We start from the raw sequence: 26,166 nt of genomic DNA on the forward strand, positions 1-26,166 counted from the left end.
AACCACCTCACAGCCAGCTGAGAGGTGGTTTGCCCTATTTTTAAAAGGTATTTGCATCACTTAATTTCATTTTCTCCACATAAAGAAACCCACGCTTCAAAAAAGCGTGGGTTTCTCGACAGCCTGAGGGCTGTCTCAAAAAATGAGACAGCCCTTTTTCTGATGTTTTTAATTAGTTGTGCTAAAGGTCATTGTGGGTATAAAGGTGTTGATTGGAGCGCAATGAGCGTAAACACTTGATTTTAAAAATGTCATTAAAATTCAGAAGTTTTTTAACACCTCTGATCCATTGCTGCATCAGTATTTCACCTGTTTAAGTATTCAGAAAATGATGAACGTTATTAAAATAAACGTTTACATTAAAACAAACCTATGATATTTTTTTATTAACGGTCTTATTAAAGACAATTTCCGTAATTTGAAAAAGAGGAGTGAACGTATATGACTGACTCAAATGGAGGCGGGGAAAAGAAAGGGATTTTCTCAAAGTTTCTTGACGGTGTAGAGCGCGTCGGAAACAAACTGCCTCATCCGTTTATGTTGTTTGTTTATCTTGCTTTGGGTGTAATCGGGCTGTCCTGGTTCATCAGCTTATTTAACATTTCGTTTGAACATCCGGGGACCGGGGAGACAGAACAAATACAAAGTATGCTTTCAGCAGATGGAATTGAGTACATTCTCTCCTCGATGCTAGATAACTTTACCGGGTTTGCGCCACTCGGCCTTGTTCTTGTGATGATGTTTGGTATCGGTCTTGCCCAAAAGGTCGGACTGATCGAGACATTTATGAAAAAGACAATATTAAACGCACCGAAAAGCCTGATTACGTATGCCATTATTGCAACTGGTATCATGGGGAACCTTGCCTCTGATGCGGCATTCGTTATCGTACCGCCACTTGCGGCAATGGTCTTTTACGCGATCGGCCGTCATCCGCTGGCAGGTATTGCTGCCGGTTTCGCCGGGGTCGGTGCAGGATTTACAGCGAACGTCATCATTACAGGTACCGACGCCCTTCTTGCGGGGATTTCAACAGAAGCAGCACGGACGATTAACGCTGAAGCACTCATTACCCCTGTAGATAACTGGTACTTCATGCTTTTCTCTGTTGTTATGCTGATGTTTGTAGGTGCATGGATTACAGAAAAAATCATCGAGCCGCGACTTGGAAAATACGACCCGTCACTCGGTGAAGATGATGTTGTGGGACAGAAGATTGAAGAGATCACACCTGAGAAAAACAGAGGTCTCAGAAATGCAGGTATTGCAGGTCTTATTTATACCATTTTGGTTTCATTGCTAATCGTTCCTGGTAATGCGATTCTCAGAGGGGAAGGCGGCACGATTGTACCTTCACCATTTCTGACCCATATCGTACCGATCATTCTCTTTTTCTTTATCGTCGTTGCCATCGCATATGGCCTTACAGTAAAAATGATTAAATCAACAAAAGATATTCCGGAATTCATGGCTGATTCCATGAAGGACATGTCCGGCTATATTGTCCTGATTTTTGCGGCATCCCAGTTTATTGCCTACTTTGAATGGACAAACCTTGGTGCTTTCATTGCCGTATCCGGTGCAGAAACACTGACGAATCTGAACTTTACCGGACTGCCGGTTATTGTCGGCTTTATTATCCTGGCTGCGGTGCTCAACCTGTTTATCTTCAGTGGCTCCGCACAGTGGGTGCTCATGGCGCCGATCTTTATCCCGATGTTTATGCTTCTGGATTACAACCCGGCATTCGTTCAGCTGGCCTACCGGATTGCCGATTCATCAACGAATATCATTACACCGCTTAATCCGTACGTGGTCATGGTTCTTGCATTCATGAAGCGCTATGATAAAAACGCAGGGTTTGGAACGCTCATTACGATCATGCTTCCATACTCTCTTATCTTCCTCGGAATCTGGATTGCGATCTTTATTGCCTGGACACTGCTCGGGATTCCGATCGGACCCGGTGTAGGAATGAACTAAATATAGTCAGAAAGGGAAAGGAGTTGTTGTGCAGCAACTTCTCTTTTCCTTTTTTACTGAGCGCTGTGAAAAAGTTGGATGCAGATGCTGTAGCAATGCCCTTCGCTTTCCGCGGAGGTGCCGCCGAGCCTCCTCGCTTCGCTTGCGGGGTCTCGCCCTAGCTCCTACTACCGCAGGAGTCTCGGGCATTGCTACAGCATCCTTGCTTTGGACAGAGTAGAGGTGAAAAAGCAGAAGTACGCATCACGCACCTCTTATTCGTTTCAAATAACAGGCTGTGGAAAATAGATCATTCCATACCCTTTTCTGAGGGGATAAATTCAGTCGATGCTGTTCCCGCCATATAGTAAAGAGAAATGTCGTAAGAATCGTTGATTGGAGCGAATGCGCGACACTCCTGCGGGAAAAGCGGGTTCCGGGGAGACCCCGGAGACGCAAAGCGTCGAGGAGGCTCCCGAACCGCCCGCGGAAAGGGAGTGCAATGAGCGGAAATCAACACTTACCTTTGAGAAAGTTAATCTTTTCAGTGGTCTCGCGCAGCATGAGGAGTCACCGGCACCTCCGCGGAAAGCGAAGGAAATGGAGGCTCCATTACACAAACCTTTAAAAGAATGTAATTTAAACAATGAGTTTCATACATTCACATATAAAACCAACTTAAGGAGTCGTTATCAATGGGATTTTCAGTCAAAGGACAAGGCATACAAATAGAAGAAATGGTCGTCCATTACCGGAGGCATTTTCATAAAAACCCTGAACTGAGTCAGGAAGAAGAAGAAACGTCAAAATCCATCCAGGCCTTTTTGAAAGAAGAAGGCATTCCATATGAAACCGGTTTTGCCACTCACGGGGTTCTTGGCATCATTGAAGGAGAAAAGCCGGGGAAAACAGTCGCTCTCCGGGCAGATATTGACGCCCTTCCGATCACAGAAAAAAACAACGTCCCCTATGCTTCTGAAACGAAGGGGAAAATGCATGCCTGCGGACACGATGCCCATACAGCGATGCTGATGGGAGCCGGTGCACTACTGAACAGAAATAAAGCTGAACTTCCGGGAAAAGTGCTTCTCGTTTTCCAGCCTGCTGAAGAACTGGCTCCTGTTGGAGGAGCGCAGGAAATGATGAAAGACGGAGTTTTTGAGACGCATAAACCTGACGCCATTTTTGCCCAGCATATGTGGCCGGATCTTCCGGTCGGACAAGTAGGGGTAATGGGCGGCCCGATCATGGGGAATTCCGACCGCCTGTCCATGACGATTCACGGGGCAGGAGGGCATGCGAGTATGCCTCACCAGGGAAAAGATGCGATCGTCATTGCCGCTCAGGTGATTAACCATCTTCAAACGGTCGTAAGCAGAAATGTGGATCCTATGGAGTCTGCCGTTATTACGTTTGGTGAGATTCACGGCGGTGACCGCTACAACGTAATTCCAAGCACAGTGACACTGGAAGGAACGGTACGCACGAATTCCGACGACGTAAAGAACAGAGTAAAAGGCCGGATCAGGAAAGCGGTAAACGGACTTGCAGAAGCTAATGAAGTTGTTATTGATTTGAATTACGTGGACGGATATCCGGCAACGGTAAACTCTCCCGAGTGGGAGGCACCAGTTAGAGAAACCGCCCAGGCAATTCTGGGCAAAGAGGGAACACCACAGTTGAACCCAAGCCTTGGAGGAGAGGACTTCGGCCGATTTCTTAAAGAATACCCCGGACTTTACTACTGGCTTGGTACAGCCATTCCGGAGCGGGCGGTACAAAAGCCTCTTCATGATGCAGAGTTTGACATTAACGAAGAGTCACTTGCCATTGGGACAGAGCTCATGACCCAGCTTGCATTTGACGCACTTGAACGACTGAACAAGGAGAACCGCTAATGAATATCGACGCCTTTTTAGAAGAACTGAACCCTGAGCTTATCAACTGGCGGCGCGCCTTTCACCAGTACCCGGAAACCGGCTGGACCGAATACATGACTACGTACCGTATTTACAAACAGCTGCAGGCCCTGGGGCTTACGGTTTATACAGGCACTGACGCAGTTGAGACGTCGGCACGGATGGGCGTTCCCTCAGACCAGGAACTTTACGCCGCTGAAAAAAGAGCATCAGAAGCAGGTGTACCTGAAAAGTTTCTAAACAAGGTGGCCGGCGGGCATACAGGAGTGGTGGCTGTTTTAAAAACGGGGAAGCCCGGACCTCATATTGCCTGCCGGTTTGATATTGACGCGCTTCCGATTGAGGAGTCAGACACCTATGACCACGTACCGGCGGAAAAAGAGTTTGCCTCTTCTTTGCCTGGCTCGATGCATGCGTGTGCCCATGACGGCCACACCGCTATCGGCCTTGGGGTTGCAACCTGGCTGGCAAAATACAGGGACGAGCTTACAGGAACGTACACGCTTCTTTTTCAGCCTGCTGAAGAAGGGAGCCGCGGCGCAAAAGCCATGGTCGAAATGGGTTGGCTCGACGATGTGGACGTTTTTCTGGGAGGACATATCGGTATTGAAGACCTGACTGTCGGTCAGGTAGCCGCAACAACGGAGCAGTTTTTAGCTACAACGAAGTTTGACGTTCATTTTAAAGGAACAGCAGCCCATGCGGGGAAACGTCCGGAACAAGGGAAAAACGCCCTTCTTGCGGCAGCTGCATGTGCCCAGCATCTTCATGCCATCGCTCCTCACTCACAGGGAGCGACCCGGCTGAACATAGGTACCCTTAACGCCGGCACGGGGCGTAACATCGTTCCGGATCAGGCAACCCTGACAGGGGAAACCAGAGGGGAAACGAACGCACTGAACGACTACGTGTTCCAGGAAGCAGAGCGAATCATTCATGGCTCGGCATCTCTGTACGATGTTGAAGCAGAAATGAAGGTTGTCGGGAAAGGAACGTCTGCTGTCTGTGATCAAGCGTTTATACGGTTACTGGAGCAGGCTGCAACAAGATCAACGGCAATTACAGAGGTGCTCCCTGTTCTTTCTTTAGGCGCATCAGAAGATGTGACTCACATGATGAACCGTGTTCAGGCACGGGGAGGAACGGCCACATACATGATATTTGGGACACCGCTTCCTGCAGGACACCACCACCCTCGCTTTGATTACGATGAAGGAGTATTAAAAACAGGAGCCGCAGCGTTTATTTCACTTATATTAGAATGCAATCAAAGGGGGCAGCAGCGATGAAACAGTGGTTGGAAGAAACATTAATGAAACTGAACCTTGTAGAGACGATGGATCAGCCGGATGGATTTACCAGACTCGGGTATACAGAGGAAGAATGGGAAGCCATGGCTGTTTTTACGAAAACAGCGGAAGCACTCGGCCTTTCTGTGCGTCAGGATAAGGCGGGAAACCGGATTGCCCGCTGGGAAACAGATGAAAATAAACATAAACCGACTGTAGCTACAGGGTCTCACGTTGACACAGTTGAACGGGGCGGTGGCTATGACGGTGTAGCAGGAGTACTGTGCGGACTCGGAGCCGTTAAGGAACTAAAAGACGAAGGATTTTCTCCAAACCAGCCCATTGAAGTGATTTGCTTTGCATCTGAAGAATCATCCCGGTTCGGGATATCCACCATCGGAAGCAAAGCGATGTCGGGGCTGGCGGATTACCGCGCACTGGAAAACGTGACCGATTCCGGGGGAATGACCATACGTGAAGCGGTGGAATCAAGAGGACTCGTTTGGGGTGACGTAAAAAAGGCGGAACGGGCGCCTGATGAGATTGCTTCTTTCGTCGAACTTCATATCGAACAAGGTTTAAGAGTAGAACAGGCAGGCGCAGATTACGGAGCGGTTACGGCGATCGCATGCCCGATCAGACTCCTTCTCCATTTTAATGGGAAAGCAGGCCATACAGGAACAACACCGATGATGGGGAGGCAGGATGCCCTCGTGGCAGCGGCCCCTCTGATTTCCTTCATTTCTGAACGGGCAGGAAAACTTTCAGCCGAATCGGATTTGCCAATTGTAGCCACTGCTAGTACGATAGAACTAAAGCCGAATGTGATGACAGTCATTCCAGGCTCTCTTGATCTTGGAATTGACATTCGCAGTGTAGATGACAGTTTAAAAGAACAGCTCGAACGTGACATTTACGACAAGTGTAAGGAACTGGAGAAGCACTTTAACGTAACAATTGAAGGTGAAAAACTTGTCCATAACCCGTCTGTCCATTTAAACGAGCATGTCTGCGAAAAGCTTGTTTCAGTGGGAAGTGAACTGGGGATCTCCTCACTTACTCTTGAGAGCGGTGCAGGACATGATGTGATGAATATGGCAGCAAAATGGCCCTCCGGCATGATCTTTATTCCGTGTAAAGGCGGTCTCAGCCATCATCCTGCTGAAGAAGCCAGTGTGGAAGACCTGGCCAAAGGGGTTAAAATTATTGCGGCTTATTTACGTAAAGAAACAGGTGAGTAGATGTGAAAATCAGATTAGGTGCTGTAGGACCTGAGGACTCGATTAAAAAAATTGAACAGGAAGCGGGACGGTTCCAGGACCTTGTTCTTATTCCTTTTCCTTATGAAAGAACGGAAGAGACAAAGGGAATTATTGAAGCGAACAAAGACAAAGTAGATTACTGGCTTTTCTCAGGGCAGGCGCCGTACTTCTTTGCCCGCAAGCTTAATCTTGTAGAAGACCATGAAGCCACCTATCCGCCTTTATACGGCTCAAGCCTTCTTGGGAAGCTTCTTAAAGCACAATATGAAAAAGGGACCATTCTGCCCAGCATCAGCGTTGATACGATCAGTGATGAGGAGATGGATTCGTTCAGGAACATGTTTTCCCTTCAGGATCTTGAAGTCTATAATTATCCGTATGAAGGCTACCTCCCGCCTGATGAGATCGTGACGTTTCACGAAAATCTCTATAAAGAAAAGAAAATCGAAGCTGCATTTACGAGCATTCGCTCGGTTTATCTGGCGTTAAAAGAACGGGGCGTTCCCTGCTACAGAGTGACGCCCACAGAGCTTGCGATTCAACTGACGATCAAATTTCTCCGGGAACGGATTCATTCTGCTTTGTACCGGAAATCACAGATTGCAATAGTAGGGATTGAGAGTGTTCAAAGCCCTCTTCAGTCTGAAGAAGAATACTACTCCTTCAAGTCAAAGCACCGGGACCTTGATTTGAAGCGGTTGATTCTTCTTTATGCTGAGAAAGTCCACGGGTCCTACGTCCAGATCGGCGATGGTGTTTTCTTTATTTACACGACCCTGGGAGAACTTGAATACCAGACGTACCAGCCTCTTTTTGACCTTATTCACCAGGCGAAGCTGCAGACAGGACTGTCGCTTCGTACCGTATCAGGATACGGACGTACGGCTATTGAAGCAGAGCAGAATGTGCGCATGGCTTTCCGTGAAGCAAGATCAAGCAACGACCAAGTTGTCTTTACTGTAGATGAAGACAAATCAGTCCGTAAAGTTTGGGAAAACGAGGGTGAAGTCTCCTATAACCAGCGGCTCTGGGGGGAGGAATGGCTTGAAAAGTTTAAAAAAGCTCATATCAGCCCTGCCATCGTGTCAAAAATTCAATCGATCTCTGTTTACTATGGCCAGAAGACCGTTACGGCCAAAGACATATCCACATGGCTGAACAGTACAGACCGGAACGCAAGACGGATTCTTACGGCCCTTGAGGATATGGGGCTTGCAAAAATCAGCGGTGAAGAGCAGCCCGGACAGCGGGGGAGACCAAGGAAAATATACACCCTTACGTTTGCTGAATAATAAGAAAAAAGCACCAGTTGGGTGCTTTTTTCAGTGGGTTATTATTCACATATAATATTAAACCGATATCCTCAGCGAAATCCCATTTACTTGAATTTATGTATCATGATGGGTTTTATTACCTGGATAATACGAATGATGGCAGTTATTGTTAAAATGCAATCATCCCCTGTGTGACGCGCATTTAAGCAGAATAGTCTAAAAAATAAGATATTAATATAGTTTTTTCCTTTACATTGCAGTGAAGGTATAGTAGCTTTGTACATAACGTTTTCTCTGCCGGCTTTCGGTGGAGGGGAATGGGATAGCTGGACGGAGAGAGGAAAATGGTGCGATACATAAACTGAATTTTCTGAATAAACACCATATTCCATATTATTTACTCTCATTGTTCAGGAGTAAAAAATACGATAGATAATTAAACAAGGGGGAGAAAGAGATGTTTAAAAGCAAAGCACTTAAAGCGGGGGCCTTTTCACTGGCTTTGGCCACAGTTGTAACCGGCTGTGCCAGCGAACCGGATGAAGGAGAAACAACGGACGAAGGCGGAGATTCAGACGGAAGCGCGGAAGAAGGTGGCTCCGGTGAAGCAGGGGGAGACTTGAAAATTGGTGTTCTTTCCGACATCAACACACTTGATCCGCATACAGCAAGTGACGTTCCATCAGGACAGGTTCATACAGCAATCTATGAAACATTGACGAAGTTTAACGAAGATATGGAACTTGAACCGCTTCTGGCAGAGAGCTGGGAAGCCACAGACGAAAATGTGTGGGAATTTAAACTTGTAGAAGGCGTTCAGTTCCACGACGGTTCTGACTTTAATGCAGAAGTTGTTAAAGCGAACGTTGAACGTATCCTTGATGAGGAGATTGGTTCTCCACGAGCGATTCTCTTTGAAATTATTGATGAAGTAAATGTCATTGATGACTACACAGTAGAATTTGTTACAGAAGACCCATTTGCTCCACTTCCGGATCACTTTGCTCACTATGCTTCCAGTATCGTAAGTAAAGAGTCCATTGACGGTGACTATGAAGCAATGGAAGACGGAGATCAGGCAGGAGCTTATATTAACCAAAACCCTGCAGGGACTGGCTTCTTTGAATTTGAAGAGTGGAATTCAGGTAACGATGTGAAGCTTGTAAACTTCGAAGACTACTGGGGTGAAAATGCGAAAGTGGATACGGTCACACTTGAGGTTATCCCGGAAGACTTAACACGTCTTGGGAACCTTGAGTCCGGCGATATGCACATTGTTGACCCTGTAACGGCAAGTGACCTTGCCCGGGTTGAAGGAAACGAAGGAGTAGAGCCTTACATCCGTGACGGAGCAAGCATCACGTACCTTGGCTTTAACATGGAAAAAGAGCCGTTTGACGATCCACTCGTACGCCAGGCTCTCGATATGGCACTTGATAAGCAGGCGATGCTGGACGGTATCCTTGAAGGAACAGGGGAAGCTGCAAACGGGCCGATTAATGATACGCAGTTCGGCTACAGCGCTGATATTCCTGTACAAGAGCAGGATATTGAAGGAGCGAAAGAGCTTCTCGCTGAAGCCGGCTATGAGGACGGATTTGAAACAACGATCTGGACAAACGACAGCCGTGAGCGTCAGGATATTGCCGAGCTGGCACAGGCAAACTTTGAAGAAATCGGTGTAACGGCGAACATCAATACGGTTGAGTGGGGTGCCTACCTTGATGCTACAGGTGCCGGGGAGCATGACATGTTTATTCTTGGGCTGTCACTTGGTACCGGTGACGCAGATTACCCGCTTCACATGCTCTTTCATTCTGATAACGCAGGACCTCCGGGTAACCGGGTCTTCATGAAGGACGATGAGTTTGATGCCCTTCTTCAGGAAGCTCGTATAGAGCAGGATGAAGACCAGCGTCTGGCTCTTTACAAAGAAGCGGTCGAGTACCTGAACGAAGAACAGCCAATGTCGTTCCTGTACCACCCATCCCATATCATGGGTATGCAGTCCAACGTTCAAGGATTCTGGGCTGACGGCTCCGGAATCTATCAGCTTCAGGATGTAACCATTAACTAATGGCTGCATAGAATAACAAAAGAAATAACGTGCCGGGCGAAGGCTTTCCTTTGTCCGGCACGTTTTGTTTTGATGCAGTAGTTTTCATTAATAGGAGTATCCCCTTACGTCAGTACAAGGGGTTGTTAAAGCTCCGCTGAACGCCATCCGCTCGCTTTCCGCGGCGGTGCCGGCGAGCCTCCTCAGGCTGGCGCCATGCGGGGTCTCGCCTGGCCCCCACTGCCGCAGGAGTCTCGCTGCTGGCGTTCAGCTGCGCATGATACAAAAAGGATTTAATTACACTTCCGGTTTAGTAAAAGAAATTTACTGACTCATAGGGATACTCATTTTTTTATATAAACAGCAAAAAGGAGTAGAAATTCAATAAAAAGTCTCGAATAAAAACTGGTACTCCCCGGAACCATCTTCCTACATATACAAACTCGCAAGAAAAATCCCTAAACTATCTTCGTACATTTCGTCAAACTGCTCAATCGGAAGGGGGTTTTCGCCAAGGCCGAGTTCCACTGTAAACCCGGGCCTTCTAAACTCCTGGATAAACCAGTCTTTAAAGCCTGCGTAGCTCTCTACATATTGAATCGGTTCGAATCCTGACACTCTCGCAAACTCATTCACGATCGTTTCGGACTCTTCCGGTTCAAGTCCCTGATAACCCCAAAAAATAACCTTTCCCTGCGTATGATAGGCAAGAACCCGGTCAAAATCAGATTCAGAGACAAGATCAGCCATGGCGATGGCCTCCGGTTCTGTTAATGGTGCGTATCCCGGGAAATCACGGGGGGAAGGGCTTTGAGGCTTCGTCTCTGCTTCTTCTTCCCACTGGGCAGGGTACTGGTTGTTCAGATCTACACCTCGGATATTTGCTTTCCAACCTGAAAAGTCTGTGCTGTTATTATTGATTGCCAGCACCTCACTGCGGTAAGGTTCCTCATCGGGCAAGCCGTTGATAAGCAGATCCACGCCATCTGGATTTACGTTCGGGACGATGGACAACGTCACCGAAGAAAAGAACGGCAGAAGGGCAAGCCCTCTAACCGGTTCACTGTTCACAAGTCCGAGTAAGTACGTATTAAGTGTCTGCATCAGTACCGGTGTTGTGATCCATTCATGGGCATGAAAAGATCCGTTCAGGTGAACCCGTTTGTCTCCTGTACCTACGCTCAGTTCATAAATGTCCTTTCCCATAACCGAATTCCCGATCGTTCTTACAGCCATAAAGGGATAAATTTCCTTAAGCATTGCTATGTCGTTTGCCATAGCGGCAGAGTTGTATTCCCTTCCCCCCTGAACGATCGTGGAGCGGACCCTGACCGGGATCAATACTTCCTGGCCGATCTGAAGCTGAAGCGGGTTCAGTGATGGATTAAGAAGCTGGATCATATCCGTTGAAGCACCGATGCGCTGTCCGATCGTCCAAAAAGAGTCACCTGGCTGAATTGTATAAATGCTCACATAAAAACCAGGAATCCTTACAATCTGCCCAATTTGCAGACGTTCAGGGTTTGTATTTGGATTGGATGCAGTGATTAATGAAAGAGGGACAGAAAACAGCTGGCTGTAGAACCAGAAGCTGTCACCGCGACGGACGCGTATATTCATACTCAACTAACCTCCTTAAAGGTATCTTCATCATAAGTATGAAAAAATCACGCCGGTCAGACCCCATGCCTCCAATCAAAAAGAGACCGGGACAAAAAGTGTTTTAGTTGAACGAAAACCCGAACGAATAATATGCGGTGCAATAAAACCGCTCCTGAAATATACTCCGCTTTCCGCGGGAAGCTGGTGAGCCTCCGTGTGCTGTCGCACTCCGGGGTCTCACCTTAGCTTTTCCTCCCGCAGGAGTCTGCGTATATTTCATCCGCTACACCAGCGCATTGTTCGGATTTTCAGCTAAACACTTTCTTTATGTCCCAGCCTCAAAGTAAATGGGTTTTATTCAGGAAGGATGTTGATCTTGTTAAAATAACGCTCGAGTGTCTCTGTCTCCGAATAAGGTACTTCCCTGCCGTTAACAAACTGATGCCCTACAAAGCCGATGCCTGTTAAAAGAACAATATCTCCTTTATCTGCAAACGAGAGGGCTTTATGAACGCCTTTTTCCCTGTCCAAGGCTGTATTGACGGACGGGTGAATCGGATCCTGAAACCCGTTTAGTACACCAGATACGATGTCTCGTCGGTCAAGCTGATCCGGGTGATCAACTGAAACGACGATATGATCCGCTTTTCCTTCCACTGTTTCTCCCATTTTCGGCCATTGGGCAGGATCACCGCCACCGGCACCTGTAACGAGTACTATCAGCTTTTTATGGTCCAGCTGTTTTGCAGCCGTAATGACTTTATCAAGGGCATCCGGGGAATGGGCAAAATCCATAATGATTTTGTAATTACTCAATTTGTCCTCAATCTGAAACCGGCCTTCCGGGAGTGACAGGGTCTGCAGTCCTTCCAAAAGGATCGGGATCGGAATACTCAGGTGAAGGCACGCGCATAAAGACGCAAGGAAATTAGAGATATTATAGTCTCCGAAAATGGGGACGAGAACAGGGAATCGTTTTCCCAGAATGGTAAGGTCCATAGCCGTACCGGAAGAGGTGGTTTCCATATTTTCAGCAAAGACATCTCCTTTTGTGTAAATCCCGTAAGTAAGAAGGGGTCCTTTAAACATGGCTTTAATGTCTCTGCCCATCTCACCGTCGTCAGCATTTACGACGGCTTTCTTCACCTGACGGAAAAGCTTGAGTTTCGATTGCTTATAGGCTTCATAAGACCCATGAAAATCGAGGTGCTCGGGAGTCAGGTTTGTATGAATACCAACATCAAAAATCACACCGGCGACACGCTTCTGCTCGATGGCAATGGAAGTCACTTCAAGGGATACAGCCTGAAGACCTTCTTTATAAAAACGGTGAAAGATGTACTGAAGGTCCGGCGCTTCAGGAGTGGTGTGCGTAGTATGGTTAAAGTTACGTCTGATCCGGTCATCCCACACACCGTTCGTCCCGATAAGTCCCGTTGGAATTCCCGATTTCAACAGGAGATTGCGGACAAAGGAAGAGACGGTCGTTTTTCCGTTCGTCCCGGTCACAGCAATGGTTTTAACTTTTTCATCCGCATGGTCATACAGAATAATGGCCAGATAGGACATAAAGGATTTGGCGTCTGTTACCTGGACAAAGGTGGTGCCGGGAAAAAGCTGTACAGCTTTTTCAAGAAGCACGGTATCAGTCCCGATAATAATAGAAGCTCCTGAGCGGCAGGCTTGGTTAATGTAGCGGTGTCCATCAGTTTTTGTCCCTATTATGCAAAAGAATGCAGTACCCGGCTCCACCTTTCTTGAATCGTATGTAATGGACGTAAATGAGGTCTCAGAAAGTCCCCAGTATTTCTTAATGAGAGGGTGTTTATGTTGAAATGATATAAGCATGGACATAACTCCTTTTATTTGCAACAACCAATCCTTATTTCCAAAGTAGTATTCGTTTTTTACAGGAATTCTATTATCAGGTTAAAAAGGAAAATAGTGTGCTCTATATCGCTTTACTACCCTAAAAGGTTTAGGTATAAACATAATTGAAAACACGAAAAAAAGCTGCGCCTGCTTTTGGGCGCAGCTTTACTATATTGAGTTGATTCTAAGGTCCGGACAGCTAGCAAAGTTAAATTCGTGTAAACCCTTCTTCGTCCAGGTACTGTGCAGCCTGTTTATAGGATACAAACGTGCCATCAAGACCCGTATCAGCATACACGTTCCACGTATCCCCTTCTTTTATAACCGTAAGGGTCTGCGTGTTGTCATTGATCCAGACTTCTTCCTCTTCTTCACTTTCCGGCTGTGGGGAAAGGGAGGAGATGGCTTTTTCAATGACAGATCTGAGTGCTCTTTCTGTAAAATTACGGATGTTCACCATCCCTTTATCATTCACTTCATAACCGGTGAGTTCACCGGCGTAAACAAAGCCATTGCCGTTTGGGTGAAGGTGGTACACGACATTCTTCTTGTCTTTAACACTGCCGGGATAGTGAAAGTTCACTCTCCCCATTGAAACGTCATTGCGTTCCAGCTCAGGGTAAGATTCAATTATTGTAAGTTTCTCTTCAAAAGTCAGCATATTGCCTCCATTAATGTAAAGTTATTCTTAGTATATCAACCTGTCCTTAAAATTAAAACGTTCATCTCCGTCACAAAATGTTTACAAAATGATTAAGAATAGTCAAATAGTTTAATAGACTTTTTAAGCCATGATGTTAAAATGGAAGCAGGTCGTATTAGGGAGCGTTTGTAATGAAACTTTGGTTTAAAAAGATATCCATTGTCATGATTACCTTTATCACGCTGGGAATGTTTATCCCGCCTACATATCTTGATACCAATGCAGATGGTGCAAAGGGACTCGACGATTCAGACAGCGATCCGGATTTGTCTTCTGTTTCAGATGGAGAAGGGGACCTGGATGACCTTGAATTAAATGAAGATGATCTCACAATAGATGATGACCTTACTGACGGGGAATCCCTGGACGAGGTTATTGAGAGGATAACCGAAGAAGCGAGAGAACATACCCTTAAGAAACTTGGGCCCAAAATCGCCAGGCAGGTGGAAGACGATGTTTTGAGTGCAATCCTGCCGAATATAGAGGAAGTACTCAACACTCTTGTTGAGCAGGCAGGAGACAGCTCCTATCAGAATTTCGTTGTTGCAGAAGAGCCATCCGGCGGTTATGGAGAAAGAATCTTTAACATCCACGACAGTGAGGCCAATGAAGATGTGGCGAAGTTTCACGTACGGCGGGACAACCGGCCGAAAAACGGATACTGGTTTAATTTTCATTATCACCTGAGTTCAGATGGCTTTGAAGCGCACCATGAGCTTGGAGAAGTGTACTGGGATAAAAACACCCCGCCTAAGTGGATGTCATAATAATAAAGGAGTCCTTCCATGCCGGAGGACTTCTTTTATTTTATCAACGGTCCCATATTCTGCCCGAATTGAACCAGCAGGAGAAAGTGTAGTAAAATGTGCTTTAGACAAATGAGGAAAAGGTGTTGTTATGAAAACGTATATTGTAATCGGGGCCGGAATCCTGGGGGCTTCAACAGCCTATCACCTGGCAAAGAACGGTGCCCGCGTCACAGTAATAGACCGGAAAGACGAAGGTCAGGCAACAGATGCGGCCGCGGGCATTATCTGTCCCTGGCTAACACAGCGCAGGAATAAACCGTGGTTCCGCCTCGTAAAAGGCGGCGCTGCCTATTATCCGAAACTTGTAGAAATGCTTGAAGCAGACGGAGAAAAAGAAACCGGGTATGCCCGTGTAGGTGCTATGATTATGCACCACGAAGAGCACATGATTGACCGTATTGAAAAACGGGCCTGTGAGCGAAAACCGAACGCACCGGAAATGGGCGAAATTACGAGACTCGGACCAAAGGAAACCCAGGAGAAATTCCCTGTCCTCTCGGATGTCTATGGAGCGATCCATGTAAGTGGAGGAGCCCGTGTGGACGGGCGGGCCCTCCGGAATGCTCTGACGAACGGAGCGAAAAAGAACGGAGCGGAGTTTATTACTGGAGATGCAGAAATCCTGTATCACAACGGCCGTGCCACCGGTGTGAAAGTAGATGGAGAGAAGATCGAAGCCGACAGTGTGATCGTGACTGCAGGTGCCTGGGCAAGAGAGGTTCTTGAACCGGTGGGAGTGCCCTTTATGGCGTCATCACAAAAAGCTCAGATTATCCACCTGGACATGCCGGATACCGATACGAGCGAATGGCCGGTGATTATGCCGCCCAGCCGCCTTTACATGCTAACATTCGGACCCGGAAGAGTCGTTGTAGGAGCTACCCATGAAGATGATGCAGGGTTTGATCCCCGGGCAACTGCCGGGGGAATTCATCAAGTGTTGAATCGTGCATTGGAAGTTGCACCGGGGTTAACTGACGCCGGCTACGTTGAAACCAGAGTAGGATTTCGTCCATTTACTCCCAACTTCCTTCCGGTGGCCGGCCCGGTACCAGGAACAGATGGATTGTATGCAGCAAACGGCCTCGGATCATCCGGGCTCACATCCGGTCCGTATCTGGGCGCAGAGCTTGCCAGACTTGTGATGGGCTTGGAAACCGATCTGGACATGTCTGACTACGACATCTCTGCCGCTATACAAAAATAAGATTCCAGATCTTACGAGGTCTGGGACCCTAAAGACACCAAGTTAAGATGAGGTTATATGGAGAATGGTGATGCAGCCGGTATGTCCGCAGACTCCTGCGGGAGCAAGGCACAGGGTGAGACCCCATAGCCGTCAAGTTTAGAAAACTTGGCGGCTTCTTTGTTTTCTTATCAAAATTCTAAGATACACTCCTAAATCTACACATGACAAAGAAGCTTCCTTTCGGAAGATTTTTTTGAATCAGATAAATCCGCTACAGGCGGACGCTTTCCGCGGGCATCGCTTCAGCCTCCTCGGGAAAGACCGCCCTGCGGGGTCTTCAGCTGATGCTATTCCCGCTGGAGTCGCCGCCTTTCGCTCCACTTCCTATTTTGATCAAACTGATCCTTACAAAACAACACCTTTCTTAAACCCTTAATAGTTCTGTTCCCTCACCCTTATTTATCGTGTTTTTTAAGACCTTAAACGGTGTGTCCTGTGTCTTTTTACATTATTTAGAAACCTGTAAGCTGCTTCATGTTTAAAAGCACTCAAATAAGAATGTAAAAGAGGATGTAGCCGGAATGTTCGAGACTCCTGCGGGAGCAACGAGCGGTTACACCTCGAATAAGCTGGAGTTGCTTCGACGCACATCTCTACGTAGCGTTTCTGATAGAGGAAGAAGCAGGCATAAACCTCCCGGAGGCTCACCGGCGCCCCCGCGGAAAGCGAAGGGCATTCCGGCTGCATCTAACTTTTCAGCTGAATAATTTGACATAATCTCTTAACAAGACGGCTATGGGGCCTGTTCCTGCTTTGCTGAAGCGCAGCACTTTTTAGTGCTGCGCTTTTTTTGAGAGCTTCATTGAGTATGGAGGAAAGTGAAAAAAGTTTTTTTCCTTCTTGACTGTGACGTTACGTCATTGTTTATAGTAAGTGGTGAGGTGATCACCGTGTATTTAATCAAGGAAGTTTCCAGGTTCGCCGGGGTGAGTGTGCGCACGCTTCACCACTACGATCATATCGGTCTTTTAAAGCCAGTCGATGTAAAAAGAAACGGCTACCGCTACTACAATGATGAAAGCCTTGAACGATTGCAGCAGATCCTGTTTTTCAAAGAGCTTGGCTTTTCCCTTCAGAAGATCAAGGACATTTTGGAAGCCCCGGGTTTTGACCGGAAAAGAGCACTGGAACAGCATAAACAAGTACTCATGGAGAAAAAAAAAACGCCTGGAAAAGATCATAGCCTCCGTTGATCAGACCGTGGCAGCTATGGAAGGGGAGAAGGGGATGTCAAAAAAAGAAATGTTTGAACCGTTTGATACGGAAGAAATTGAAAAGCATCAAAAGAAGTATGCCGATGAAACAAAAGCAAAGTACGGCCACACAGATGCCTATAAGGAGTCCATGAAAAAAACAGCCTCCTATAACAAAGAAGACTGGGCTCAAATACAAGCCGAATGGAACGAGCTTTATAAAAAGCTTGCCTCACATATGGGGAAAGGACCGGAAGATCAGGAAGTGCAGAAGCTTATTGGTGAATATCATCAGTTAATCAACAATCACTTTTACACTTGTCCGACAGAAATGTTCAGGGGGCTTGGTGAAATGTATGTAAGTGATGAGCGTTTTACAAAAAACATTGATAAACACGGAGACGGTCTGGCAGCTTTTCTGAAGGATGCCATGGGGATTTATTGTGACCACCTTGAAGGAAAATGAATGAAGGCACGTTAAGAACCTGAGAATACAAAAATAGCTTGAGTGTGACCCAGAAGGCAAAAAACAGCCTTTTGGGTTACACTCTTTTAATTATTGCTGAAAGATGACGCTCTCTACTTTTGGTTTCACAGGATGGAAATGGCGCTCGAAAAAGGAGAGAATCTCTGTCCACGACTCGAGCCCTGCCAGTGCATTTGCCCTTTCGTCTCCTCCCAGTTCAAATGGCAAATCTTCAGGGAGGACGGAGGGGAGGTAGGGAAGTGTTAAAACATGTCCCGCGTCCTTAAATGACACATGTTTCTTTTCAAACGGGAAGCGGTGTTCTGCGAGGCGGGCCATTATGGTTTCGCACATAGGGGTGGAAGGCCAGAGACGATCCTTTTCCCCGCTCAGGAGAAGGACAGGACCATTGATCTTTTCAACTGGAATGGCAGCTTCTTCTCCTGATTTTTCCAGGCTTTTTTCAAACATTCCCCGAAGAGAAACCGGCTTTTTTCGCCACTGGCTCTTGAGTGATTCGAGCGTTATAGAAAAGGAGAAAGAATATTTCACGTACGGTAAGCTCTTTCCATCATACGTCCACGAGGAACCCTTTCGTTTCCGGTTGACACTTTGAAAAGCGTGACTGGCCGGCACTTCACCGACTACCGCACGAATCTGAGGGTAATAACTGGCGGCGAGTAAAGCAAGTTCTCCTCCTTTTGACGTCCCCATACAGCCTATTTCCTCACGGTTGATGAAGTCTTTCCCGGAAAGCCATTCCACCGCTCTTCCCACTACTTCGAGAGGAATTTCATGGAGGGTGGCAGGGAGAGAAGGGGCACCGAAATAGGCAAGAGCGAATACAGCGTAGCCGTGGGCACTCAGCACTGCAGCTGTTTCTTCATAAATACCTCCTTCTGAGCCGCCGAGGATAATGACTGCCGGTACGTTACTTTCATTTTCGGGATAAAAAAAGACACCGTTTAAGCCTGGTTCATCTACTTCTTCCCGCTGGATATGGTCTTCTTGAAACAGGCGGGTAATCGTGCGCTCGAGCACAACAATTTTCTCTTCATTAATAACTGTGATATCAATATTCATCGGTTCAAGCCTGCTTTTTTGCAAAACTGAGGATGATGATTCCACCGGTGTAAGAGACCATAACAACGCCTGCAGCGTGTCGGAGCCGTTTTCTTTTGAGAGCATTATTTTTCCGGTTTCATCTGCCTGAACAGAAATAGAGGATGCCCAGCGTTTCTCCGTTCTGTCGATCCACCGTGCTTTTATTTCGAGAGTCTCAAAAGGGGTTAATCCGTCCAAATGAAGCTGAACGGGCTCATCAATCCGTCCGATATCCGGGTATAAAAAACAAGTCATTTTTTCTTCACCTGCCGTATCATTATTGGCGAAGCAAAAGGTGCTGTTTCTGGATGAAGAGTCTTCTCCGCTTGTCTTATCTATATTCGATAGAAGGGTGGAAAACACATTCTTTTTGCCGTATGTTACTTACATGATTTCTTTTACACGGTAAAAGCAGAAGAAACCTTTGTGCTGCATCAAGAAATAAGCCAACAAAAAAAGCTGAATTTCTTCAAGAGAAGAAATTCAGCTTTTCATTGGATTAGCTTCGGTTTGGGTTGTCGTTGTACCCGCCTGTGAAGATAGCAGCAAGAAAGGCTGCACATACGCCTAGAATTAAAAGCAAGTTCATGTTTTATGGCCTCCTTCGGTCAATCAATATCTGTAATTCAATATACCACGAATTAAAAACGGATGCACGTCTAATTTCTTTCATTCCTTTTTTGACTCCCGTATAATGAAAGCGTAGTACAAAATGAAACATTCTTAGGATATGTACCAACGGCGAAAAGTAATCAAACTGGAATGATGATTGAATTATAAGGAGGTTTTTTCGATGTATGTAGTCATGAATGAGCTGCATGTACCAAAAGAGGGGCGTGAAAACGTCGCTGCCCGTTTTTCTGAAAGTGCGGAGAAAATGAAAGATGTTCCCGGCTGCCTCGATTTTATGTTTTTACATCCTGCAGATGACGAAAATTTTCAAGTTGTTCTTACAAAGTGGGAATCCGAGGAGGATTATAAGGCGTGGGTTGACAGCCGTGCGTTTAAGGATGCACACAAAAAGCGCCGCGAGAACCTGGACAAGAGCCCGACGTCAGGTAATAAAATATACGAATATGTCGCTAAACACCACCTGTAATACGATGAAGATGTCCAAAACGGGCATCTTCTTTTTTGCGAATATTTATTGTTCTGGCTGCCCAACCGATATAATAGTAGAAGAATTGATAATTGAGAGGCGTTTGACATGAAAAATACATACTTAACAAGTCATTTTCCCCTTATTTCCATCGTGCTGTTCAGTCTGGCCCTGGCTCTTTACAGTGAGAGAGTGATTGTCGGCTTACTTCTGGAAGTGGGTATTTACAGCGGGATGGTGGAGGTGTTCAGTGAACGGGGGATCCAGATTTCTTTACTGTTTGTTTTGCTGTTTTTCTTTTTCATGCTTTTTTCTGCTCTAAAGCTCATTGCAGATACGGTTAATGAAGTGTCTTTGCTGTTTTTCTCAAGAGACAGGGAAGGCAGCGATTTGCAAAAGATACGGGGAGGTGTCTGGGTTTTTCTGATCGGAAGCATTATCGCGGTTTTACTCTCTTTTAATATCTGGTACAGTACGGCAGTTTTTTTTCTTGCCTGCCTCGGTTATTTCATCTTTTTTGTCTACAGGCTGGGAGACTCACTCTCTTCAGCTTCCCTGGTAGGTATGGTGTTTTTCCACATGTTCTTTTGGTTCACCCTTACTGCAAGTGTCTCCTACGCCACGCTGAAACTTTACAACACCATTATCGCAAGTCTTCCGATCTGACTTTCCAAAATGGGGAAGATACATAAAGGATGATGTCCCTTTAAGTATCCCCTCTTTTTTTATTGGTTGTGTTAAAGATTATTTTTGATTTATTAAAGAGTTGATTGCAGCGAATGCGCGACCCTCCCGCGGAAAGGGAGGGCAATGAGCGGAAATCAACACCTTAAATTAATAGAGTCTTTTTATTTGTCCATAATGCTTTTCCAAAGGCGTGTATGGTAAGATCCGTTACTTGCCTCAATAATAGGACCGGGAGCATCTTTACCAAGCCACACACCGGTTGTGTAGCGGTCATTCAGGCCCACAAACCACAGATCATGAAAGCTGGACGTCGTCCCGGTCTTGCCTCCTGCGTAGCCATTTCCCGGAAGCTGCGCAGCCGTTCCTGTCCCCTCTTGAATGACGGCCTGCAGCATACGGCGCATTTTATCGTTCGTTTCTTCAGACCAGACCTGTTCGGATTTTTGTTCCCATTCATAAAGGACGTGCCCATTTTGGTCCGTTACATTTCTGATGGCTCTCGGCTGAACGTAATGCCCGTCATTTGCAAAAGGAGTGTAGGCGCCGGTAAGCTCCAAAAGAGATACCTCCATCGTACCGAGAGCCGAGGAAAGAACGCGGTCTTTAGCCGATAAGCGGCTGAAATCAAATTGTTCTATGTAGCTGAAAGCCTGCTCAATGCCCGTTTGATCGAGCATTCTTACAGCAGCTGTATTGTATGAGGAGGCAAGAGCTTTTTCCAAAGGTACTTTCCCGTAAACGGCACCGCCGAAATTATTAGGTGAGTAGCCGTTTTTTTCGTAGGGGCCTGCATCAACAATGGATGAAGGGCCGAGTCCAGTATATTCAAGGTAAGGGACAAAAGAGAGCAGCGGTTTCATGGCAGACCCTGGCTGATTGTAGGCTTGGTACGCGCGGTTAAAATCAAATTTCCGGTAGGACTTTCCTCCGGAGAGGGCAACAATTTCACCCGTCAGATTATCAATCATGACGGCACTTCCCTGGAGTTCACCGGGCCCTAGGATCGCATTCACTTTATTGACAACGTGAACCTGCTTAGCCGGATCAAGAGCAGTATGTATGGTAATGCCGCCCGCCAGAAGCTCATCTGTTTTTTCATTCCACCGCTTGTGGATTTCTTCTCTCTTTTCATCGGAAACTGCCTGCCTGAGGGAATGTTTAAATCCGTGGCTGATGCCGACAAGCTCTTTGAATTCATGATGAACGTAGGTCACGTAGTCCGGATGGTCATCGATACGGGAAGATACATTCAGGACAATGGCTTCTTCTTTTGCCTGATCAAACTGTTCATAAGTAATGAGCTCCTCATCCTTCATTTTTTTCAGTACCCACTCTTTTCTTTTTTCTGTGTTTTCTTTATGAAGGAGAGGATTATAATACTCTGGCCGGTTCGGAATGGCCACTAAAAAAGCAGCTTCAGCAAGACTTAGCTTTTCTGCAGGTTTGTTGAAATAAAAGCGGCTCGCGGCCTCAATACCGTATACGCCGTTATGAAAATAGAGGACGTTTACATAAAGCTCAAGAATTTCTTCTTTACTCAGATGCCGCTCAAGCTGGTACGCATAAAGCAGTTCTGTCAGTTTTCGTTCGTAAGTCTGCTCATGGGTGAGGTACACGTTTCTCGCAAGCTGCTGGGTGACGGTACTTCCTCCCTGCTCGACTGACCGGGATTCAAGGTTAACTAGAAGAGCCCGTGTCATTCCCTGTATATCAAAGCCCTGATGGTCAAAAAAGGCCTGATCTTCCACAGCAACAAGAGCTTCAAGGACTGTGGCCGGGATTTCATCAAAGGTGAGGTTAATCCGGTTTTCCCCTGAAAAGATTTCAGAAACAACCGCCCCGTCCTGATCCGTAATCAGGCTTGTCTGAGGCAGGGCTGCTTTTTTAACAGGAATCTCTTCATCCAGCACCACGTGGAGTGAACGGGTATCCTGATATTCAGCTGCTCCTTCCATGAGAAGGAGTGAGAATGCTCCCATTAAAAAAAGTATACAAAATGTTCCTGCAACCCCTCGCATGTCCTCGCGCCTCCTTGGTTTCTCCTTTTATTCTATTAAAAACTGTCGGAAATTGACAGGTTTTATACGCATGTCTTTTCAAAGAGAGCGAATGAACCTATAAAGCCACGCATAAGATGAATCAAGATATCTGGTTGTTTCCCCAGCCAGTATTGGGAGGAGGCCCCAAATGGACATTCTTAATAAAATTCAGCAGTACCGGGAAGAAGAGGAAAACCTGAAGTGGGAAGGGACATTCGCGGAGTACCTTGAGATCTTAAGAGAACGACCGGAAGTGGCACAGACTGCACACTCCCGTATTTATAACATGATTAAAGATGCGGGCGTAGAAGAGGTCGATGGTAAAAAGCATTATTGTTTCTTTGAAAACCAGATTTACGGCCTTGAAGATGCACTTGAGAGACTGGTAGAAGAGTATTTTCATTCAGCAGCCAAAAGGCTTGACGTTCGTAAACGGATCCTCTTATTGATGGGTCCTGTCAGTGGTGGTAAATCAACCCTTGTTACGATGCTGAAGCGAGGTCTTGAAAAGTATTCGAAGTGCCACAGCGGTGCTGTTTATGGAATTAAAGGCTGCCCGATGCATGAAGACCCTCTTCATTTGATCCCCCATCACCTGCGTGAGGAATTCAAGCAGGAAACAGGCATACGGGTCGAAGGAAACCTGTCTCCTCTTAACCTGATGCGCCTGGAGCAGGAGTATGGCGGACGAATTGAAGACGTGATGGTCGAACGCATTGTCTTCTCTGAAGATAAACGCTGCGGCATCGGAACATTCAGTCCGTCTGATCCGAAATCACAGGATATTGCGGACTTAACCGGAAGCATTGACTTCTCAACGATTGCTGAATACGGGTCCGAATCGGATCCGCGTGCCTACCGGTTTGATGGTGAGTTGAACAAAGCGAACCGCGGTCTGATGGAGTTCCAGGAAATGCTCAAGTGTGATGAGAAATTCCTATGGCATTTATTATCTCTTACTCAGGAAGGAAACTTCAAAGCCGGACGTTTTGCCCTTATTTCAGCTGATGAAATGATCGTGGCCCACACGAACGAAGCCGAGTATAAGTCGTTTATTTCAAATAAGAAAAACGAAGCCCTTCACTCGCGGATCATCGTCATGCCGATCCCGTACAACCTGAAAGTGAGTGAAGAAGAGCGGATCTATCAAAAAATGATCAGAGACAGTGATATTTCAAATGTTCACATCGCCCCTCACGCTCTGAAAATTGCAGCAATCTTTACGGTGCTCACAAGACTCAAAGAGTCCAAGAAAAACGGCGTGGACATTCTAAAGAAAATGAAGTTGTATGATGGTCAGAATGTAGAGGGCTTCAATACCCAGGATGTAGAAGAGATGAAGAAAGAGTATCAGGATGAAGGAATGAACGGAATTGATCCTCGTTACGTGATCAACCGGATTTCATCTGCTATTATCCGCAAGGAGCTTACATCCATCAACGCCTTGGACGTTCTTCGTTCCATTAAGGACGGACTCGACCAGCATGCTTCAATCTCGAAAGAGGACAGGGAGCGTTATTTGAACTACATTTCTGTAGCACGTAAAGAGTACGATGAAATTGCCAAGAAAGAAGTACAGAAAGCTTTTGTCTACTCGTATGAAGAGTCGGCGAAAACACTTATGGATAACTACCTCGACAATGTGGAAGCGTACTGTAACAAAAACAAGCTGCGCGACCAGCTGACCGGCGAGGAAATGAATCCGGACGAGAAGCTTATGCGCTCCATTGAAGAGCAGATCGGTATTTCCGAGAATGCGAAAAAAGCATTCCGTGAAGAAATCCTGATTCGCATCTCCGCCTATGCCCGCAAAGGGAAGAAGTTTGACTACCAGTCTCACGAAAGGCTCAGAGAAGCGATCCAGAAAAAGCTGTTCGCGGACCTTAAAGATGTGGTCAAAATCACCACATCGACGAAAACGCCGGACGAAAATCAGCTTAAGAAAGTCAACGAAGTCATCGCCAGACTTATCGAGGATCACGGCTACAACTCAACATCGGCCAACGAGTTGCTCCGCTACGTCGGAAGCCTCTTAAACCGCTAAAAATACCGGGAAAGTTCGGGGGTCTGTCCCCCGAACTTTTTTGTTTTGGGGTTGACAGATAGGTCTGAATGTTGTAAGTCGTGGTTTTTTATTTGAAGATCGGGGAATAAAGGGGATATAGGAGTCCATCTTCTATCCCCCTTTTTTATTCATACTTTCCTCATACATAACCTGAAATTCCTGCAAAATATTATCAACTGTGTTTAATTATTATCAATTATGGTTATGCTGACATCATTTTGACCCTCCATAAAACCTTAATTCTCCTGTTATATCTGTCATTTTCAGGATTTTATGTTTCATTTCATTAACAATTATTATTATTACTTAATACTAGTTTGAAAAAATTCAACCGTGGCAATTAATAGAGTATAAAAGTCCTTGATTCAATCAAATAAATGGAGGAGAACGACGGATGAAAACAGAAGGTGTCCGCAGTCGCAGAGTTATGAAAGATCCTTTTAAAAAGAAGAACTGGAAGCTGGAACTCTGGAGCTGGACGAAAACGTTTATGATCGTGTTTATTATTGCAGTAATGATACGTGGATTTATGTTTACCAACTATGTTGTCTACGGTCAGTCTATGATGCCTACTATTAACGACGGAGAACGGATTATTGTAAATAAAATTGGTTACGAAATCAGCCAGCCAAACCGGTTTGACTTAATTATCTTTCACGCTACTGAAGACACAGATTATATTAAACGGGTCATTGGTTTACCTGGAGATAAAATCAGATATGAAGAGGATACACTTTATATTAACGATGACCCTCATGACGAAGAATTCCTGAATCAGTTCAGGGAAGAGCAGGCCAGCGGTTTTCTGACAGATGATTTCACTCTTGAAGACATTACAGGGGAACTTACGGTTCCAGAAGGCCACATTTTTGTACTCGGTGATAACCGCCAGAATAGTATAGACAGCCGTCAGATCGGTTTTATACCGATGGAGCAGATTGTCGGACGAGCCAACATGGCTTACTGGCCGATTCAGGCGTTAAGAATATTTTAACCACAGACCCCAGTACGAGTGGTTGGATGTCTGCCATCATAACGACGAAGAGGTGCCCCGCCAAAGGGACACCTCTTTTTTGCTATACTTAACCTGAGTATAAGGAGGGATGGTTTATGAAAAATTACAGCACAGTTGTTCTGGGAAAAGAAACAGACGAAGAAACCCGCTGCTCCCACTTTCATTCGGAAAGCGACCGGATTGCCATCAAGTTTAAATGCTGCAATACATACTACGCATGCATTACCTGCCACGAGGAACTCAGTGACCACGCGGTTGAAAGGTGGACAAGAGATGAATTCGATACCGTAAAAGCCATTCTCTGCGGTTCATGCAGGACAGAACTGACAATCAGCACCTACTTAAACAGCGGATCACGATGTCCGAATTGCCGTGCTGCCTTTAATCCGGGGTGCGCAAACCACTATCATCTTTATTTTAAAATGGATGAAAAGCAAACAAAATAAAGTACACCTTAACCCATTAGGCTATATGGAATAATAAAAAGATGCCTCTCGTAAA

18 protein-coding genes and 1 pseudogene are annotated in these 26,166 nt (G+C 46.1%); 14 read left to right on the forward strand and 5 right to left on the reverse strand.

Translation table 11 applies throughout. The annotated features are described in order from the left end of the window. Positions 1-441 precede the first annotated feature (441 nt). The 6 genes from JSY36_RS17305 (at position 442) to JSY36_RS17330 (ending at position 9,783) form a co-directional block, all read left to right on the forward strand. Positions 442-1,983, forward strand: a complete 1,542-nt coding sequence (locus JSY36_RS17305; RefSeq protein WP_205167317.1) for an AbgT family transporter — start codon at positions 442-444, stop codon at positions 1,981-1,983. Between the two features lie 674 nt (positions 1,984-2,657). After that, on the forward strand, positions 2,658-3,860 hold the full coding sequence (locus JSY36_RS17310; RefSeq protein WP_205167318.1) for a M20 metallopeptidase family protein: 1,203 nt from the start codon (positions 2,658-2,660) through the stop codon (positions 3,858-3,860). Further along, the gene (locus JSY36_RS17315) at positions 3,860-5,170 is read left to right on the forward strand and encodes an amidohydrolase (RefSeq protein WP_205167319.1); all 1,311 of its coding nucleotides are present in this window, start codon (positions 3,860-3,862) and stop codon (positions 5,168-5,170) included. The genes JSY36_RS17310 and JSY36_RS17315 overlap by 1 nt, the downstream gene beginning before the upstream one ends. After that, positions 5,167-6,411, forward strand: a complete 1,245-nt coding sequence (locus tag JSY36_RS17320; protein ID WP_205167320.1) for a M20 family metallo-hydrolase — start codon at positions 5,167-5,169, stop codon at positions 6,409-6,411. The genes JSY36_RS17315 and JSY36_RS17320 overlap by 4 nt, the downstream gene beginning before the upstream one ends. Before the next feature lie 2 nt (positions 6,412-6,413). Next, entirely contained in the window at positions 6,414-7,724 is a 1,311-nt protein-coding gene (locus JSY36_RS17325; protein ID WP_205167321.1) for a helix-turn-helix domain-containing protein, read from the forward strand. A 439-nt stretch (positions 7,725-8,163) separates the two neighbouring features. Next, a complete protein-coding gene (locus JSY36_RS17330) occupies positions 8,164-9,783 on the forward strand; it encodes a glutathione ABC transporter substrate-binding protein (RefSeq protein WP_205167322.1) in 1,620 nt (539 codons plus the stop codon). 408 nt (positions 9,784-10,191) lie between these two features. Here the strand turns inward: JSY36_RS17330 and JSY36_RS17335 are convergent, their stop codons facing one another. The 3 genes from JSY36_RS17335 to JSY36_RS17345 form a co-directional block, all read right to left on the reverse strand. Continuing rightward, positions 10,192-11,382, reverse strand: coding sequence for a M14 family metallopeptidase (locus JSY36_RS17335; RefSeq protein ID WP_205167323.1), 1,191 nt, complete (start codon positions 11,380-11,382; stop codon positions 10,192-10,194). A gap of 336 nt (positions 11,383-11,718) precedes the next feature. Continuing rightward, on the reverse strand, positions 11,719-13,212 hold the full coding sequence (locus JSY36_RS17340; RefSeq protein WP_205167324.1) for a UDP-N-acetylmuramoyl-L-alanyl-D-glutamate--2,6-diaminopimelate ligase: 1,494 nt from the start codon (positions 13,210-13,212) through the stop codon (positions 11,719-11,721). A gap of 232 nt (positions 13,213-13,444) precedes the next feature. Continuing rightward, positions 13,445-13,897 (reverse strand): hypothetical protein, encoded by a 453-nt coding sequence (locus tag JSY36_RS17345; protein ID WP_205167325.1) that lies wholly within the window; start codon positions 13,895-13,897, stop codon positions 13,445-13,447. Between the two features lie 173 nt (positions 13,898-14,070). On the opposite strand from JSY36_RS17345, the gene JSY36_RS17350 reads away from it, so the two are divergent. From JSY36_RS17350 to JSY36_RS20945, 3 genes and pseudogenes are all read left to right on the forward strand, one after another. Next, positions 14,071-14,706, forward strand: coding sequence for a YpjP family protein (locus tag JSY36_RS17350; RefSeq protein WP_205167326.1), 636 nt, complete (start codon positions 14,071-14,073; stop codon positions 14,704-14,706). A 130-nt stretch (positions 14,707-14,836) separates the two neighbouring features. Continuing rightward, positions 14,837-15,955 (forward strand): NAD(P)/FAD-dependent oxidoreductase, encoded by a 1,119-nt coding sequence (locus JSY36_RS17355; RefSeq protein ID WP_205167327.1) that lies wholly within the window; start codon positions 14,837-14,839, stop codon positions 15,953-15,955. A gap of 932 nt (positions 15,956-16,887) precedes the next feature. Beyond that, positions 16,888-17,656, forward strand: a pseudogene (locus JSY36_RS20945) (MerR family transcriptional regulator). Between the two features lie 90 nt (positions 17,657-17,746). Here JSY36_RS20945 and JSY36_RS17365 read toward each other — a convergent pair. Beyond that, positions 17,747-19,015, reverse strand: coding sequence for an acyl-CoA thioesterase/bile acid-CoA:amino acid N-acyltransferase family protein (locus tag JSY36_RS17365; RefSeq protein WP_205167328.1), 1,269 nt, complete (start codon positions 19,013-19,015; stop codon positions 17,747-17,749). Between the two features lie 538 nt (positions 19,016-19,553). On the opposite strand from JSY36_RS17365, the gene JSY36_RS17370 reads away from it, so the two are divergent. Together JSY36_RS17370 and JSY36_RS17375 are read left to right on the forward strand one after the other, a co-directional pair. Further along, positions 19,554-19,859, forward strand: coding sequence for an antibiotic biosynthesis monooxygenase family protein (locus JSY36_RS17370; RefSeq protein WP_205167329.1), 306 nt, complete (start codon positions 19,554-19,556; stop codon positions 19,857-19,859). A 108-nt stretch (positions 19,860-19,967) separates the two neighbouring features. Beyond that, the gene (locus JSY36_RS17375) at positions 19,968-20,525 is read left to right on the forward strand and encodes a DUF5366 family protein (protein WP_205167330.1); all 558 of its coding nucleotides are present in this window, start codon (positions 19,968-19,970) and stop codon (positions 20,523-20,525) included. A gap of 182 nt (positions 20,526-20,707) precedes the next feature. Here JSY36_RS17375 and JSY36_RS17380 read toward each other — a convergent pair whose 3' ends face one another. Further along, complete coding sequence (locus JSY36_RS17380) at positions 20,708-22,564, reverse strand: transglycosylase domain-containing protein (RefSeq protein ID WP_205167331.1); 1,857 nt, start codon at positions 22,562-22,564, stop codon at positions 20,708-20,710. 169 nt (positions 22,565-22,733) lie between these two features. Here JSY36_RS17380 and JSY36_RS17385 point away from each other — a divergent pair, with 169 nt between their 5' ends. The 3 genes from JSY36_RS17385 (at position 22,734) to JSY36_RS17395 (ending at position 26,111) form a co-directional block, all read left to right on the forward strand. Continuing rightward, positions 22,734-24,629 carry a PrkA family serine protein kinase gene (locus tag JSY36_RS17385; protein ID WP_205167332.1) on the forward strand — a complete coding sequence of 632 codons (1,896 nt, stop codon included), beginning with the start codon at positions 22,734-22,736 and terminating at the stop codon, positions 24,627-24,629. A gap of 415 nt (positions 24,630-25,044) precedes the next feature. Beyond that, the gene (gene lepB / locus JSY36_RS17390) at positions 25,045-25,644 is read left to right on the forward strand and encodes a signal peptidase I (RefSeq protein WP_272873321.1); all 600 of its coding nucleotides are present in this window, start codon (positions 25,045-25,047) and stop codon (positions 25,642-25,644) included. 116 nt (positions 25,645-25,760) lie between these two features. Then, positions 25,761-26,111, forward strand: a complete 351-nt coding sequence (locus JSY36_RS17395; protein ID WP_205167333.1) for a CHY zinc finger protein — start codon at positions 25,761-25,763, stop codon at positions 26,109-26,111. Positions 26,112-26,166: the final 55 nt, after the last annotated feature.

Source organism: Alteribacter salitolerans (assembly GCF_016901055.1).
Taxonomy (GTDB): domain Bacteria; phylum Bacillota; class Bacilli; order Bacillales; family Salisediminibacteriaceae; genus Alteribacter; species Alteribacter keqinensis.

Excerpts from the sequence above, each read along its gene's own strand:
- JSY36_RS17365 (WP_205167328.1), bottom strand. The coding sequence starts at position 19,015 with ATGACTTGTTTTTTATACCCGGATATCGGACGGATTGATGAGCCCGTT.
- JSY36_RS17320 (WP_205167320.1), top strand. The coding sequence starts at position 5,167 with ATGAAACAGTGGTTGGAAGAAACATTAATGAAACTGAACCTTGTAGAG.
- JSY36_RS17315 (WP_205167319.1), top strand. The coding sequence starts at position 3,860 with ATGAATATCGACGCCTTTTTAGAAGAACTGAACCCTGAGCTTATCAAC.
- JSY36_RS17335 (WP_205167323.1), bottom strand. The coding sequence starts at position 11,382 with ATGAATATACGCGTCCGTCGCGGTGACAGCTTCTGGTTCTACAGCCAG.
- JSY36_RS17345 (WP_205167325.1), bottom strand. The coding sequence starts at position 13,897 with ATGCTGACTTTTGAAGAGAAACTTACAATAATTGAATCTTACCCTGAG.
- JSY36_RS17395 (WP_205167333.1), top strand. The coding sequence starts at position 25,761 with ATGAAAAATTACAGCACAGTTGTTCTGGGAAAAGAAACAGACGAAGAA.
- lepB (WP_272873321.1), top strand. The coding sequence starts at position 25,045 with ATGAAAACAGAAGGTGTCCGCAGTCGCAGAGTTATGAAAGATCCTTTT.
- JSY36_RS17330 (WP_205167322.1), top strand. The coding sequence starts at position 8,164 with ATGTTTAAAAGCAAAGCACTTAAAGCGGGGGCCTTTTCACTGGCTTTG.
- JSY36_RS17380 (WP_205167331.1), bottom strand. The coding sequence starts at position 22,564 with ATGCGAGGGGTTGCAGGAACATTTTGTATACTTTTTTTAATGGGAGCA.
- JSY36_RS17385 (WP_205167332.1), top strand. The coding sequence starts at position 22,734 with ATGGACATTCTTAATAAAATTCAGCAGTACCGGGAAGAAGAGGAAAAC.
- JSY36_RS17375 (WP_205167330.1), top strand. The coding sequence starts at position 19,968 with ATGAAAAATACATACTTAACAAGTCATTTTCCCCTTATTTCCATCGTG.
- JSY36_RS17310 (WP_205167318.1), top strand. The coding sequence starts at position 2,658 with ATGGGATTTTCAGTCAAAGGACAAGGCATACAAATAGAAGAAATGGTC.
- JSY36_RS17355 (WP_205167327.1), top strand. The coding sequence starts at position 14,837 with ATGAAAACGTATATTGTAATCGGGGCCGGAATCCTGGGGGCTTCAACA.
- JSY36_RS17305 (WP_205167317.1), top strand. The coding sequence starts at position 442 with ATGACTGACTCAAATGGAGGCGGGGAAAAGAAAGGGATTTTCTCAAAG.
- JSY36_RS17370 (WP_205167329.1), top strand. The coding sequence starts at position 19,554 with ATGTATGTAGTCATGAATGAGCTGCATGTACCAAAAGAGGGGCGTGAA.
- JSY36_RS17340 (WP_205167324.1), bottom strand. The coding sequence starts at position 13,212 with ATGCTTATATCATTTCAACATAAACACCCTCTCATTAAGAAATACTGG.
- JSY36_RS17350 (WP_205167326.1), top strand. The coding sequence starts at position 14,071 with ATGAAACTTTGGTTTAAAAAGATATCCATTGTCATGATTACCTTTATC.